Genomic DNA, 14,325 nt, shown 5'->3' with positions numbered 1-14,325 from the left:
TTATTTCCCCTCTTCCAGGATTCGATACTCAGCGCTACGGGCGTGGGCGCTCAGGGATTCACCACGGGCCAGCACCGAGGCGGTCTTGCCCAACTCGGACGCGCCTTGTGGCGAGCAGAAGATGATCGACGAACGCTTCTGGAAGTCATACACCCCCAGCGGCGACGAGAAGCGCGCGGTGCCAGAGGTTGGCAAGACGTGGTTGGGGCCGGCGCAGTAGTCGCCCAGGGCTTCGCTGGTGTGGCGGCCCATGAAGATCGCACCCGCATGGCGAATCGACGGCAGCCAGGCCTGTGGATCGGCCACGGACAGCTCCAGGTGCTCCGGCGCGATACGGTTGGCCACTTCGATAGCCTGCTCCATGTCACGCACCAGGATCAGCGCGCCACGGCCATTGATCGATTTCTCGATGATCTCGGCACGGTCCATGGTCGGCAGCAGCTTATTGATGCTGGCGGCGACCTTGTCGAGGAACTCGGCGTCCGGGCTGACCAGGATCGCCTGGGCGTCCTCATCGTGCTCGGCCTGGGAGAACAGGTCCATGGCGATCCAGTCCGGGTCGGTCTGGCCGTCGCACACCACGAGGATTTCCGAAGGGCCAGCGATCATGTCGATACCGACCTGGCCGAACACGTGGCGCTTGGCAGTGGCCACGTAGATGTTGCCGGGGCCGACCACCTTGTCGACCTTCGGCACGCTTTCGGTGCCATAAGCCAGGGCGGCAACCGCTTGGGCACCGCCGATGGTGAACACGCGGTCGACACCGGCAATGCAGGCGGCAGCCAGTACCAGTTCGTTGATTTCACCGCGCGGGGTCGGTACCACCATGACCACTTCGGTGACGCCGGCCACCTTGGCGGGAATCGCGTTCATCAACACCGACGAGGGGTACGAGGCCTTACCACCCGGCACGTACAAGCCGGCACGGTCCAGGGGCGTGACCTTCTGGCCCAGTACGGTGCCGTCAGCCTCGGTATAGCTCCAGGAGTCCTGCTTCTGTTTTTCGTGGTAGCTGCGCACTCGGGTCGCGGCGACTTCGAGGGCCTGGCGCTGGGGCGCGGTGATGCGCGTCAGGGCCAGTTCCAGGCGTTCGCGGGGCAGGATCAGGTCGGACATGGACTTGACGTCCAGACCGTCGAACTGCCGGGTGAAATCCACCAGCGCCGCATCACCGCGCTCGCGCACGGCCTTGATAATGTCGAGGACCCGCTGGTTGACCGAGTCGTCGGACACGCTTTCCCAGCTCAGCAGATGATCCAGATGATGGGCGAAATCCGGGTCGGCAGCGTTGAGTCGGGCAATTGCAGTGGACGTGGTCATAGCGAGGGCCTCAATAGAATTGGCAAAAACTCAGGCGCCCTAAACTAGCAGTCGTTTCCGCTTGGGCACCTGAGAATTCTGGCTATGAGGCGGATAGACGGGCGCAGCTTTTCAGCTACGCGGGTGAGTCAACCGCGGTGTCGAGACTCCACTGCCTGGCGCAGGGTGTCGATCAACGCCTGGATACGGGCGTGCTGCATCTTCATCGACGCTTTGTTGACGATCAGCCGAGAGCTGATGTCGGCGATAAAGTCCTGTGGCTCGAGACCGTTGGCACGCAGGGTGTTACCGGTGTCGACCACGTCGATGATCTTGTCGGCCAGGCCGATCAGCGGCGCCAGCTCCATCGAGCCGTAGAGCTTGATGATGTCGACCTGGCGGCCTTGCTCGGCGTAGTAGCGCTTGGCGACGTTGACGAACTTGGTGGCCACGCGCAGGCGGCCCTTAGGCTCGACATCACCGACACGGCCGGCGGTCATCAGCTTGCACAGGGCAATGCGCAGGTCCAGCGGCTCGTACAGGCCTTGGCCGCCGTATTCCATCAACACGTCTTTACCGGCGACACCGAGGTCGGCCGCGCCATGTTCAACATAGGTCGGCACGTCGGTAGCCCGTACGATCAGCAGGCGAACGTCGTCCTGGGTCGTTGGGATGATCAGCTTGCGGCTCTTGTCCGGATTCTCGGTCGGCACGATGCCCGCTTCAGCCAGAAGCGGCAAAGTGTCGTCAAGGATGCGGCCCTTGGACAGTGCGATGGTCAACATGGGAAACGTCAGTCCTTCATCAGGCTATTGCTGTCCGGTCGCAAACGGCGCCAGACACAGATCGAGGCCATGACAGCCTCGATTTGAAACAAACCAGTGTCTGTAGGAGCGAGCTTGCTCGCGAAAAACGTCAACGATAACGCGTTTATTCAGACTCAACGCGGTGCCCACGAGTTCTTCGCGAGCAAGCTCGCTCCTACAATGCAGAGGGACTAGCCCGGTACGCGGCGGATTTTCGCGCCGAGCATCTGCAGTTTTTCTTCGATGCACTCGTAACCACGGTCGATGTGGTAGATGCGGTCGATGAGGGTATCGCCTTCGGCGATCAGCGCCGAGATCACCAGGCTGGCCGAAGCGCGCAGGTCGGTGGCCATGACTGGCGCGCCCTTGAGCTTCTCGGTGCCGGTCACGATGGCAGTGTTGCCTTCGACCTGGATCTTCGCGCCCATGCGGTGCAGTTCGTACACGTGCATGAAGCGGTTTTCGAAGATGGTCTCGATCACGGCCCCCGTGCCTTCGGCAATGGCGTTCAAGGAGATGAACTGCGCCTGCATGTCGGTCGGGAACGCCGGGTACGGAGCGGTACGCACGTTAACGGCTTTTGGCCGCTTGCCGTGCATGTTCAGCTCGATCCAGTCTTCACCGGTGGTGATTTCGGCACCGGCTTCGCGCAGTTTTTCCAGGACCGCTTCCAGGATGGTCGGATCGGTGTCCTTGACCTTGACGCGACCACCGGTGACGGCGGCAGCAACCAGGTAGGTACCGGTCTCGATGCGGTCCGGCATCACTTTGTAGGTGGCCGGGTGCAGGCGTTTCACACCGTCGATGGTGATGGTGTCGGTGCCGGCGCCGGTGATGTTGGCACCCATGGCGATCAGGAAGTTGGCCAGGTCGACCACTTCAGGCTCGCGCGCAGCGTTTTGCAGCACACTGCGGCCGTTGGCCAGGGCGGCAGCCATCATGATGTTCTCGGTACCGGTCACACTGACGGTATCAAAGAAGAAGTTGGCGCCACGCAGGCCGCCCTCCGGAGCCTTGGCCTTGATGTAGCCGCCTTCGACGTCGATGGTCGCGCCCATGGCCTCGAGGCCACGGATGTGCAGGTCCACCGGACGCGAGCCAATGGCGCAGCCGCCAGGCAATGCGACTTCGGCTTCGCCGAAACGAGCGACCATCGGGCCCAGTACCAGGATCGACGCACGCATGGTTTTTACCAGTTCGTACGGGGCGATCAGGGTCTTGATGGTGCGCGGGTCGATTTCGACGGCCAACTTTTCGTCGATTACCGGCTCGATACCCATGCGACCAAACAGCTCGATCATGGTGGTGATGTCGTGCAGGTGCGGCAGGTTGGCCACGGTCACAGGGCCATCGCACAGCAGGGTCGCAGCCAGGATCGGCAAGGCAGAGTTTTTCGCACCGGAAATGCGAATCTCGCCATCAAGGCGGGCACCGCCGGTAATAATCAATTTATCCATAAGAATCTCGACGCCTTGGGGGCTCAGGTGCGCTCGGCCCAGGCCGCGCGGCTGAAAAATTTCATAGTGACCGCGTGGATGCTGCCATCGGTGATCCACGGGTTCAAATGGGCATAGATCTGCTGCTGACGCTTGACCGGGCTGAGTGCCGCCAGTTCATCGCTAATCACGTTCAGCTGGAAGTTGCAGCCTTCGCCTTCAACTTCTACGTTCGTATCCGGCAGCTTTCCTTCGAGAAAGCTCTTAACTTCTAGGGCCTGCATGATCAACCTCTATCGGCGCCCAGTGCGCACGGGTCGCACATCATACAAAAAAGCCCCGCGCCTGCGAACCCCGCATAGCAGGACTCTGACGGGGGGCTTTATCGATAATGTGTATTAAGGATGCGCCAACAGCTCGGTCAAACCGGAAACTTCGGCGATTTCACGCATGTCTTCGGGCAATGCACGAAGGGTGACCGACTTTTTGGCCGCTTCGGCATCGCGCATGAAACACAGCAGCAACGACAAGCCGACACTGCTGGACTTGGTTACCGCCGAGCAATCCAGCACCAACGCAGGGGCCGTGCTGGTCTTGATCAGCGCCTGGCCCTGCTTGCGCAGGTCAGGCCCGGTGCGGTAATCGAGCACGCCGCTGAGGAACAGCTCGCCCGCGTCGCCGAGACGAACAGCCGACTCGGTCATTGGGCAGGTTTCCCAGCGGCTTTATCGGTCTCTTCCTTGGCCTTGGCGACTTCACCGGCCCAACCATTGATGGTTTTGTCCAGGTCGTTGCCATTGCGCTGCATGGCGTCGGCGAACTGGTCACGGAACAGCTTGCCGATGTTGATGCCATTGATGATCACATTGCGCAGTTTCCACTCGCCATTGATCTTCTCCAGCGTGTACTGCACAGGGTAGACGGCACCATTGTTGCCCTTGACACTCATGTTGACACTGGTGCGGTCGCCCGACTCATCCCCGGCGGGAGCGACGGTAATGCCCTGGTTGTTGTACTCAAGCAAAGCGTTGCCATAGAACTGGAACAGGCCGCGCTTGAAGTTTTCCTGGAACGTCTGCATTTGCGCAGGGGTGGCCTTGCGCGAATATTTGACCGTCATGATGCTGCGCGAAATACCTTCAGCATCGACGACCGGGCCGACGATGGTATTCAGTGCTTCGTAGAATTTGCTCGGGTCTTGCTTGTACTGCTCTTTATTGGCAGTCAGGTCAGCCAACATCCTGTTGGTAGTGTCCTGCACCAGTTCGTGCGCAGAACCCGCTGCGTTGGCCATCAACGGCAGCGCTGCCAGCAGTACCAGGAGGCCACGTCGCAAGGTAGAGATCATGTACAGATTCCTCATTTGGCGTCTTTATTGACCGTATTGAGCAGGAATTTACCGATCAGGTCTTCAAGTACCAGCGACGACTGCGTGTCGTGGATGGTCGAGCCATCCTTGAGCAGGGCTGTTTCCCCGCCCACGCTGACACCGATGTACTTCTCGCCCAGCAGACCCGCAGTGAGGATAGATGCAGTGGAGTCGGTCGGCAGATTATCTACCTTCTTGTCCAGTTGCATCGTCACTCGCCCGGTGAAGCTGTCGCGATCCAGATCGATTGCCGTGACCTTGCCGATGGTCACACCGGCCATGGTCACTTTAGCTCTGACAGTCAAACCGGCGATATTGTCGAAGTACGCGTAAAGTTTATAAGTATCGGCGGTGGGGCTGGCCGAAAGGCCGCTGACTCGCAGGGCCAGCAACAGTAAAGCCAGGATGCCAGCCAGCAAGAAAAGGCCGACACCGATTTCCACAGTGCGGTTTTGCATCAGAAATCTCCAAACATCAAGGCGGTCAAAATGAAGTCAAGGCCCAGTACTGCCAACGAGGCGTACACAACGGTCTTGGTGGTGGCGCGACTGATCCCTTCTGAAGTGGGCTCACAGTCATAGCCTTGGAATACGGCGATCCAGGTCACTACAAAGGCGAAGACGATGCTCTTTATGATGCCGTTGAGCACGTCACCGCTGAAGGTCACGCTGTTTTGCATGTTGGCCCAGTAGGAGCCGTCATAGACGCCCAGCCAGTCCACCGCCACCCACGAGCCGCCCCAGATACCGACCACGCTGAAGATCATCGCCAGCAACGGCAGGGAAATAAAGCCGGCCCACAGGCGCGGGGCAACAATGTACTTGAGCGGGTCCACGCCGATCATTTCCAGGCTGGACAACTGCTCGGTGGACTTCATGTTGCCGATTTCGGCGGTCAACGCAGAACCTGCACGCCCGGCGAACAGCAACGCAGTCACGACCGGCCCCAGCTCACGCAGCAGCGTCAGGGCAACCATCTGCCCCACTGCCTGCTCCGAACCGTAGCTGGACAGGATATTGAAGCCCTGCAACGCCAGCACCATCCCGATGAACACCCCGGAGACCACAATGATCACCAGGGACATCACGCCCACCGAATGCAACTGCTTGATCAACAGGCCGAAGCCGCCACCAATGCCACCGCGGCCGAGCAACGCGTGGAACAGGAAAATCGTCGAGCGGCCCAGCACTTCGACGATGTCGATACCGGATCGACCGAAAAGGCGAACCTTCTCGATAAGAGATGTCTTGCGCATCAGCGCTTCCCCAGAAGGTCTGAGCGGTAATCCGCTGCCGGAAAGTGAAAAGGCACGGGGCCATCGGGATCGCCGGTCATGAATTGGCGAATACGCGGGTTGTCGGCGTTCATCAGTTCTTCAGGCGTACCCTGCCCCAGCACCTGGCCATCGCCGACTACATAAAGGTAATCGGCAATGCTCGCGGTTTCTGCAAGGTCGTGGGAGACCACGATGCTGGTGATACCCAGGGCATCGTTGAGCAGACGGATCAGGCGTACCAGCACGCCCATGGCAATCGGATCCTGGCCGACGAAGGGCTCGTCGTACATGAGGATCTGCGGGTCGAGGGCAATGGCGCGCGCCAGGGCCACGCGGCGCTTCATGCCGCCGGACAGTTCGTCGGGCATCAGGTCGATGGCGCCGCGAAGGCCCACGGCCTGCAATTTCAGCAACACAATGTCACGAATCATTTCATCGGACAGCTGGGTATGCACCCGCAACGGAAATGCCACGTTCTCGAACACATCGAGGTCGGTAAACAGCGCACCGCTCTGGAACAGCACCCCCATATGCTTGCGCGCATCGAACAGATCGCTGCGCGACAGTGTCGGCAGGTTCTGGCCGTTGACCCATACTTCACCGGCGCTGGGGCGCAATTGCATGCCCATCAGACGCAGCAGCGTGGTCTTGCCGCAACCGGACGGACCCATGATGCCCGTGACCTTGCCGCGGGGAATGCGAATATCGACGTTATTGAAGATGCTGCGCGTCCCGCGCTTGAAGGTCAGTCCCTTCAGCTCGACCGCGTAGGCGTTATCGGCACTCATCTAAACTCCTTGGGATGCAGCCTCTCACTCAGACACCATGCATGCGACAAACGTTTGCAACGGTGACGCATATAGATAGCCACATGGGCTGGGCGGACCGAACTGGCGGCGAACTATATCACTGCTGGTACAGGGCGCCCAAGGCCGGAACTGCGCTAGTTCAGTTTAAGGACAGGGAAAAAACGTTGCTGGCTATGTTACTGAGGATCGATCTCAGGCATTCGTTGAATAAAGCCTGACGAACTTGCGTGAGGGAATTGATCATTACCGCTATAATCGCCGACTTTTCGTCAGGCTATACGACTTCAGACATGAGCCAATCCAGCGACCTTATTCAATCCGCGCAACGCACCATCCGCCTCGAAGTTGAAGCCGTAGAAGGCTTGCTGGCCCATATCGACGCAGATTTCGTACGCGCCTGCGAGATGATCCTGGCCAGCAAAGGCCGTGTTGTCGTGGTTGGCATGGGCAAATCGGGCCACGTCGGCAACAAGATCGCCGCCACCCTGGCCAGCACCGGGACTACCGCATTTTTCGTGCATCCGGCCGAAGCCAGCCACGGCGACATGGGCATGATCACCAAGGATGACATCATCCTGGCGCTGTCCAACTCCGGCACCACCAACGAAATCGTGACCCTGCTGCCGCTGATCAAGCGCCTGGGCATCAAGATGATCAGCCTCACCGGCAACCCGGAATCCACCCTGGCCAAGGCCGCCGACGTGAACCTGAATGTTCACGTGGACCACGAGGCCTGCCCGCTGAACCTGGCGCCGACCTCCTCCACCACCGCCGCCCTGGTCATGGGCGACGCCCTGGCCGTGGCGCTGCTGGAAGCCCGTGGATTCACCGCTGAAGACTTCGCATTTTCCCACCCGGGTGGTGCCTTGGGCCGCCGCCTGCTGCTGAAAGTGGAAAACGTCATGCATTCGGGCGAGGAATTGCCCCACGTCCAGCGCGGCACCCTGCTGAAGGATGCGCTGATGGAAATGACCCGCAAGGGCCTGGGCATGACCGTGATCCTGGAAGCCGACGGGCGCCTGGCCGGGGTATTCACTGACGGTGACCTGCGCCGCACCCTGGACCGCACCATCGATATCCGCACCGCGACCATCGACGCCGTGATGACCCCCCATGGCAAGACTGCACGCCCTGAAATGCTGGCGGCCGAAGCTTTGAAGATCATGGAAGACCACAAGATCGGCGCGCTGGTGGTGGTCGATAGCGACGACCACCCGGTTGGCGCCCTGAACATGCACGACTTGCTGCGTGCGGGAGTGATGTAAATGACCAGCGACCTGTTGCAACGCGGCAAACACATCAAACTGGCGATTTTCGACGTTGACGGCGTGCTGACCGATGGCCGCCTGTACTTTCTCGAAGATGGCAGCGAATTCAAGACGTTCAATACCCTCGACGGCCAGGGCATCAAGATGCTGATGGCTTCGGGCGTGCAAACGGCGATTATCAGCGGCAGAAAAACCCCCGTTGTGGAACGCCGCGCACAAAACCTCGGTATTCCTCACCTGTATCAGGGCCGCGAGGATAAACTGGTGGTTCTGGACGAGCTTCTTGGCCAACTCAACCTAAGCTATGAGCAGGTCGCCTATCTGGGCGATGATCTGCCCGACTTGCCGGTCATTCGCCGAGTGGGCCTGGGCATGGCCGTCGCCAATGCGGCGACGTTTGTTCGCGAGCACGCCCATGGCGTCACCACCGCCCGTGGCGGCGAAGGTGCCGCCCGCGAGTTCTGTGAACTGATCCTGCGAGCCCAGGGCAGTCTTGAAGCGGCCCACGCCGCCTACCTATAGAGCGTTTTATGCTGAGTAAAAAGATTCGCAACTTCCTGCTATTCGGAGTCATCGCCGCACTGTTCCTCGCGGTGGGCTACTGGAATATCAGCCCGGGGCGCTTCCTCGACCAGCCTGCAGCGCAGGTTGAAGAAGGGGCTATCGACTATTACGCAACCAATGCCTACAGCGTGCAGTTCCTGCCTGACGGCAAGGTGCAGTACGAAATGACCTCGGACAAAGTCGAGCATTTGAAGGCCACCGAAGTCACCCTGCTGACTAACCCGGACCTGAACCTGTACCGCGGCACCGAGTTCCCATGGCATGTCACGAGCAAGCGTGGCGAGGTGAACCCGGACGGCACCGAGGTAGAACTGATTGACTCGGTACGCGTTGCGCGTACTGACGCCAAAAACCGTGACACCGTGATTACCAGCAGTCGCATGACCGTATTCCCACAGAAGCAATATGCGCAGACCGAGCAAGACGTTAGAATCGACGGCGCTGGCGGTGTATCGACTGGCAAGGGAATGAAAGCGTATTTGAAAGAAAGCAGGATACACCTGCTATCGAACGTAAGAGGACAGTATGAGGCTCGTTAAAACTCTCCCTATTTTGCTCGGTCTGGGCGCAGCACTGGGAAGCGTGAGCGCCTGGGCTCTGCCGAACGATAGCCAGCAACCGATCCACATCTCGGCTGACGATGCGCAGCTGGATGACAAGCAAGGCGTCGCCACCTATACCGGCGGCGTGATCATCACCCAGGGCTCGATGAAGATCACCGGCAACACGGTGACACTGACGCGCACCCAGGCGGGCGATATCGACGTGGTGACTTCGGTGGGCAACCTGGCTTACTTCGAACAGAAGCAGTCGGCTACCGACACCGGCCCGATGAAGGGCTACGGCAAGACCATCCAGTATCACGCCCAGCAGAATCGCATCGTGCTGATCGACCAGGCCAAGGTACTCAGCCCCGATGGCAACTCCACGGAAGGCGAGAAGATCACCTATGACACCGTGAAGCAGATCGCCAACGCCGGTCGCGCCAATGGCAGCAAGGTCACCGCGCCACGCCCACGTATCGACATGGTTATCCAGCCGAAGAAGAAGGCCGAGTAATGGCAACCCTGAAAGCCCAGCATCTGGCCAAGGCCTATAAAAGCCGTCAGGTCGTGCGCGACGTCAGCCTGTCGATCGACAGCGGCCAGATCGTCGGCTTGCTTGGCCCTAACGGCGCCGGCAAGACCACCTGCTTCTACATGATCGTCGGCCTGGTCCAGGCGGACCAAGGTCGCGTACTGATCGACGACCTGGATGTCAGCCACCAGCCAATGCATGGCCGTGCCCGCGCAGGTATCGGCTATCTTCCGCAGGAAGCGTCGATCTTCCGCAAGCTGTCGGTATCCGACAACATCATGGCCATCCTTGAAACCCGCAAGGAACTCGACCGTGAAGGCCGCCGCAAAGAATTGGAAAGCCTGCTCCAGGAATTCCACATCAACCATATTCGCGACAACCTTGGCATGAGCCTGTCCGGTGGTGAGCGTCGTCGCGTGGAAATCGCCCGCGCCCTGGCCACTGCCCCCAAGTTCATCCTGCTGGACGAACCGTTTGCCGGCGTCGACCCCATCTCGGTCGGCGACATCAAGCAGATCATCCACCACCTCAAGGCCAAGGGCATCGGTGTACTGATCACTGACCACAACGTGCGTGAGACCCTCGATATCTGCGAAACCGCGTATATCGTCAACGATGGCCAGCTGATCGCCGAGGGCGACTCTGCCACCATCCTGGCCAACGAACTGGTCAAGGAAGTGTACCTGGGTCACGAGTTCCGCCTGTAAGGCCGCCTGCAAAAACAAGGCGGCGGCAGGTCGTTTGCCCGACGCGCGGGAGTCAATGAAAACCTCCGGATTTTTATTGTTACCGCGCTCTAGGCAAAGCCCCCGATATCAGGCATATAATTTGCTTATGTTTGGCGCTCACGCGCCCTGTCGTGGATGGCGCATTGCGCCGGCGAATAAGGTGTTAAGCCCCTGCCATGAAACCATCGCTAGTCCTGAGAATGGGCCAGCAGCTGACGATGACACCGCAGCTGCAACAGGCCATCCGCCTGCTCCAATTGTCGACCCTGGACCTGCAACAGGAAATCCAGGAGGCCCTGGAGTCCAATCCGATGCTCGAACGCCAGGAAGAAGGCGACGACTTCGATAATGCAGACCCATTGGCCGACAACATTGAGCAAAAACCCAATTCCGACGTACAGGAACCCTCCTACCAGGAAACCGCCCCCACGGTGGATAACCTTGAGGAAGGCGATTGGAACGAACGCATTCCCAACGAACTCCCGGTGGACACCGCCTGGGAGGACGTCTACCAGACCAGCGCCAGCAGCTTGCCCAGTAATGACGATGACGAGTGGGACTTCACCACCCGCACTTCCGCCGGCGAGAGCCTGCAGAGCCATCTGCTGTGGCAACTGAACCTCGCGCCGATGTCGGACACCGATCGCCTGATCGCCGTGACCCTGATCGACTGCATCAATAACCAGGGTTACCTGGACGAGACGCTCGAAGAGATTCTCGAGGCCTTCGACCCGGAACTGGACATCGAGCTGGACGAAATCGAAGCGGTCCTGCACCGCATCCAACAGTTCGAGCCCGCCGGCATCGGTGCCCGCACCCTGAGCGAATGCCTGCTGCTGCAACTGCGCCAGCTGCCCGCCAAGACCCCATGGCTCGCCGAGGCCCAGCGCCTGGTCACCGACTATATCGACCTGCTGGGCAGCCGCGACTATAGCCAGTTGATGCGGCGCATGAAGCTCAAGGAAGACGACCTGCGCCAGGTCATCGAGCTGGTGCAAAGCCTCAACCCGCGTCCAGGCTCGCAGATCGAGTCCAGCGAAGCCGAATACGTCGTTCCCGACGTGATCGTGCGCAAGGACAACGAGCGCTGGTTGGTGGAACTGAACCAGGAGTCGGTGCCGCGCCTGCGGGTCAACCCGCAATATGCCGGTTTTGTGCGCCGTGCCGACACCAGCGCCGACAACACCTTCATGCGCAACCAGTTGCAGGAAGCGCGCTGGTTCATCAAGAGCCTGCAGAGCCGCAACGAAACCCTGATGAAAGTGGCCACCCAGATCGTCGAGCATCAGCGCGGCTTCCTGGAATATGGTGACGAGGCGATGAAACCGCTGGTCCTGCACGACATCGCAGAAGCGGTGGGCATGCACGAATCGACGATTTCCCGGGTGACCACACAAAAATTCATGCATACCCCACGGGGCATATATGAGCTGAAATACTTTTTCTCCAGTCATGTCAGCACATCCGAAGGCGGCGAATGCTCGTCCACGGCGATCCGCGCAATCATCAAAAAACTGGTTGCTGCGGAAAATCAGAAAAAGCCGTTGAGTGACAGCAAGATCGCTGGTTTACTGGAGGCACAAGGCATTCAGGTCGCCCGTCGAACCGTCGCCAAGTACCGCGAGTCCCTTGGGATCGCGCCTTCCAGCGAGCGTAAGCGTTTGATGTGACGGGCGGGCCACAGCGTTCCAGTGGTGGGTATTCCTACCCGCCGCTTTATGCACTGGCAACGAAGGAGAAGCTGTATGCAAGTCAACATCAGTGGACACCATGTAGAAGTCACCCCTCCACTACGCGACTACGTCGAGCAGAAGCTGAGGAAGCTTGAGGGTCATTTCGACAAGATCACCAACGTGCAGGTCATCATGAAGGTCGACAAGCTTCAGCAGAAAATCGAAGCGACTCTTCAGATACCCGGTGGAGAAGTGGTCGCCAATGCCGAACATGAAGACATGTATGCATCAATCGACTTGCTCACAGACAAGCTTGACCGCCAACTCAAAAAGCATAAGGAAAAGAATCTGAGCCTGCTTCAGGGCACAGGTCGTTAACTCTCCCCCCATGATCCGACTTGAAACCATCCTGACCCCCGGCCGTTCCCTCGTGAACGTGCCGGGCGGCAGCAAGAAGAAAGCCCTCGAACAAATTGCCAACCTGATCAGCAGCCAAGTGCCTGAACTGGAGATGCAAGATGTCTTTGAGGCTCTGATTGCCCGTGAAAAACTCGGCTCCACCGGTTTTGGCAACGGCATCGCCATTCCCCACTGCCGCCTCAAAGGCTGCGAGTCACCTGTCAGCGCCCTGCTGCACCTGGACGCACCTATCGATTTCGACGCGATCGACGGCGCCCCGGTAGACCTGCTGTTTGTTCTGCTGGTCCCACAGGCCGCCACCGATGCACACCTGGAACTGCTTCGGCAGATCGCAAGCATGCTCGACCGCAAGGAAGTACGCGACAAACTGCGCAGTGCCAGTAGCAACGAGGCGCTGTATCAAGTTGTCCTAGATGAGCAAAACGGGCAGTAATCATGCGTTTGATCATCGTCAGCGGCCGCTCCGGCTCGGGTAAAAGTACCGCCCTCAACGTCCTTGAGGACAACGGCTTCTATTGCATCGACAACCTGCCCGCCGGCCTGCTCCCGGAATTGGCGGAGCGGGCACTGATCCATACCGAATTGGCACAACCTCTGGTCGCCGTTTCGATTGACGCCCGCAACCTGCCGAGCCACCTCACGCGTTTTCCGGAATTGCTCGAAGAGGTGCGTGCCAAACACATTCATTGCGATGTGCTATATCTGGACGCCGACGAAGAAACCCTGCTCAAGCGCTTCTCAGAGACCCGTAGACGTCACCCCCTCAGCAGCCCACACCGCTCCCTGGCCGAAGCCATCGAGGATGAAACCAAGCTGCTCGGGCCGATCATTGACCTCGCTGACCTCAAGATCAACACCACCAGCCTCAACCTGTACCAGTTGCGCGATGCCATCAAGCTACGCCTGCTGAACCAGCCGGAGCCTGGCACTGCATTTCTGGTCGAGTCCTTTGGTTTCAAGCGTGGCATGCCGGTGGATGCCGACCTGGTGTTCGACGTGCGCTGCCTGCCCAATCCTTATTGGAAGCCGGAACTGCGCGACCAGTCGGGGCTGGATCAGCCTGTGGCCGATTACCTGGCCGCGCAACCGGATGTGGAGGAGATGTTCCAGGACATTTCCAGCTACCTGCTCAAATGGTTGCCGCGCTTTGCTGCGAGCAACCGAGCCTATGTCACCATTGCCATCGGCTGCACCGGCGGTCACCACCGCTCTGTCTACCTGACCGAGCGCCTGGGCCAGGTGCTGCAACAAACCCTCAAGAACGTCCAGGTTCGCCACCGCGACCTTAGCTGAAAGGAACACCCCCGCGATGCCCGCTCTGGAAATTGAAATCATCAACAAGCTGGGCCTGCATGCCCGCGCCTCGGCCAAATTCGTCGGTATTGCCGGGCAGTTCCCTTGCCAGATCCGCGCCGGGCGTACACCGGAGAGCATGGTCGATGGCAAAAGCATCATGGCGATGATGATGTTGGCGGCCGGCAAGGGCACCAAGATTCATTTGAGCACCGAGGGCGAGCAAGAGCAGGAAGCAATGGACGCCCTGGTAGCGCTGATCAACAACTTCTTTGATGAGGGTGAGTAGTAACCCCTATCCCCGCTG

19 protein-coding genes are annotated in these 14,325 nt (G+C 59.5%); 10 read left to right on the top strand and 9 right to left on the bottom strand.

Translation table 11 applies throughout. From position 1 onward, the window contains the following. From hisD to BFP99_RS09070, 9 genes are all read right to left on the bottom strand, one after another. On the bottom strand, positions 1-1,320 hold the full coding sequence (gene hisD, locus BFP99_RS09110) for a histidinol dehydrogenase (RefSeq protein WP_065924286.1): 1,320 nt from the start codon (positions 1,318-1,320) through the stop codon (positions 1-3). Positions 1,321-1,448: 128 nt separating this feature from the next. Continuing rightward, positions 1,449-2,084, bottom strand: coding sequence for an ATP phosphoribosyltransferase (hisG, locus tag BFP99_RS09105; RefSeq protein WP_027604802.1), 636 nt, complete (start codon positions 2,082-2,084; stop codon positions 1,449-1,451). 212 nt (positions 2,085-2,296) lie between these two features. Continuing rightward, on the bottom strand, positions 2,297-3,562 hold the full coding sequence (gene murA / locus BFP99_RS09100; protein WP_034102217.1) for a UDP-N-acetylglucosamine 1-carboxyvinyltransferase: 1,266 nt from the start codon (positions 3,560-3,562) through the stop codon (positions 2,297-2,299). Between the two features lie 23 nt (positions 3,563-3,585). Continuing rightward, entirely contained in the window at positions 3,586-3,825 is a 240-nt protein-coding gene (locus tag BFP99_RS09095; protein WP_027604803.1) for a BolA family protein, read from the bottom strand. Between the two features lie 114 nt (positions 3,826-3,939). Next, entirely contained in the window at positions 3,940-4,245 is a 306-nt protein-coding gene (locus BFP99_RS09090) for an STAS domain-containing protein (protein WP_065924287.1), read from the bottom strand. Continuing rightward, positions 4,242-4,889, bottom strand: coding sequence for an MlaC/ttg2D family ABC transporter substrate-binding protein (locus BFP99_RS09085; RefSeq protein ID WP_065924288.1), 648 nt, complete (start codon positions 4,887-4,889; stop codon positions 4,242-4,244). The genes BFP99_RS09090 and BFP99_RS09085 overlap by 4 nt, the downstream gene beginning before the upstream one ends. 11 nt (positions 4,890-4,900) lie before the next feature. Continuing rightward, positions 4,901-5,368, bottom strand: coding sequence for an outer membrane lipid asymmetry maintenance protein MlaD (gene mlaD / locus BFP99_RS09080; protein ID WP_003171814.1), 468 nt, complete (start codon positions 5,366-5,368; stop codon positions 4,901-4,903). Next, the gene (gene mlaE, locus BFP99_RS09075) at positions 5,368-6,165 is read right to left on the bottom strand and encodes a lipid asymmetry maintenance ABC transporter permease subunit MlaE (RefSeq protein WP_010213107.1); all 798 of its coding nucleotides are present in this window, start codon (positions 6,163-6,165) and stop codon (positions 5,368-5,370) included. The genes mlaD and mlaE overlap by 1 nt, the downstream gene beginning before the upstream one ends. Next, the gene (locus BFP99_RS09070) at positions 6,165-6,974 is read right to left on the bottom strand and encodes an ATP-binding cassette domain-containing protein (protein ID WP_003171811.1); all 810 of its coding nucleotides are present in this window, start codon (positions 6,972-6,974) and stop codon (positions 6,165-6,167) included. The genes mlaE and BFP99_RS09070 overlap by 1 nt, the downstream gene beginning before the upstream one ends. 311 nt (positions 6,975-7,285) lie before the next feature. Here BFP99_RS09070 and BFP99_RS09065 point away from each other — a divergent pair, with 311 nt between their 5' ends. From BFP99_RS09065 to BFP99_RS09020, 10 genes are all read left to right on the top strand, one after another. After that, complete coding sequence (locus BFP99_RS09065) at positions 7,286-8,260, top strand: KpsF/GutQ family sugar-phosphate isomerase (RefSeq protein ID WP_027604806.1); 975 nt, start codon at positions 7,286-7,288, stop codon at positions 8,258-8,260. Further along, positions 8,261-8,785: a KdsC family phosphatase gene (locus tag BFP99_RS09060; RefSeq protein WP_027604807.1), complete on the top strand. Its 525-nt coding sequence runs from the start codon at positions 8,261-8,263 to the stop codon at positions 8,783-8,785. Positions 8,786-8,793: 8 nt separating this feature from the next. Next, a complete protein-coding gene (gene lptC, locus BFP99_RS09055; protein WP_065924291.1) occupies positions 8,794-9,366 on the top strand; it encodes an LPS export ABC transporter periplasmic protein LptC in 573 nt (190 codons plus the stop codon). After that, positions 9,353-9,886 carry a lipopolysaccharide transport periplasmic protein LptA gene (lptA, locus tag BFP99_RS09050; protein ID WP_027604809.1) on the top strand — a complete coding sequence of 178 codons (534 nt, stop codon included), beginning with the start codon at positions 9,353-9,355 and terminating at the stop codon, positions 9,884-9,886. The genes lptC and lptA overlap by 14 nt, the downstream gene beginning before the upstream one ends. Further along, on the top strand, positions 9,886-10,611 hold the full coding sequence (lptB, locus tag BFP99_RS09045) for an LPS export ABC transporter ATP-binding protein (RefSeq protein ID WP_027604810.1): 726 nt from the start codon (positions 9,886-9,888) through the stop codon (positions 10,609-10,611). The genes lptA and lptB overlap by 1 nt, the downstream gene beginning before the upstream one ends. 197 nt (positions 10,612-10,808) lie before the next feature. Beyond that, on the top strand, positions 10,809-12,302 hold the full coding sequence (locus tag BFP99_RS09040; protein WP_065924292.1) for an RNA polymerase factor sigma-54: 1,494 nt from the start codon (positions 10,809-10,811) through the stop codon (positions 12,300-12,302). A 75-nt stretch (positions 12,303-12,377) separates the two neighbouring features. After that, positions 12,378-12,683 (top strand): ribosome hibernation-promoting factor, HPF/YfiA family, encoded by a 306-nt coding sequence (gene hpf / locus BFP99_RS09035; protein ID WP_027604812.1) that lies wholly within the window; start codon positions 12,378-12,380, stop codon positions 12,681-12,683. 10 nt (positions 12,684-12,693) lie between these two features. Beyond that, positions 12,694-13,158: a PTS IIA-like nitrogen regulatory protein PtsN gene (ptsN, locus tag BFP99_RS09030; RefSeq protein ID WP_065924293.1), complete on the top strand. Its 465-nt coding sequence runs from the start codon at positions 12,694-12,696 to the stop codon at positions 13,156-13,158. A gap of 2 nt (positions 13,159-13,160) precedes the next feature. After that, positions 13,161-14,018: an RNase adapter RapZ gene (gene rapZ, locus BFP99_RS09025; protein ID WP_027604814.1), complete on the top strand. Its 858-nt coding sequence runs from the start codon at positions 13,161-13,163 to the stop codon at positions 14,016-14,018. Between the two features lie 16 nt (positions 14,019-14,034). Further along, on the top strand, positions 14,035-14,307 hold the full coding sequence (locus BFP99_RS09020; RefSeq protein ID WP_027604815.1) for an HPr family phosphocarrier protein: 273 nt from the start codon (positions 14,035-14,037) through the stop codon (positions 14,305-14,307). Positions 14,308-14,325 lie beyond the last annotated feature (18 nt).

It is taken from the genome of Pseudomonas sp. 1 R 17 (assembly GCF_900067035.1).
Lineage (GTDB): Bacteria > Pseudomonadota > Gammaproteobacteria > Pseudomonadales > Pseudomonadaceae > Aquipseudomonas > Aquipseudomonas marginalis.
The sequence above is the reverse complement of the archived record's forward strand: the minus strand, read 5'-3'. Positions and strand labels throughout refer to the sequence as shown.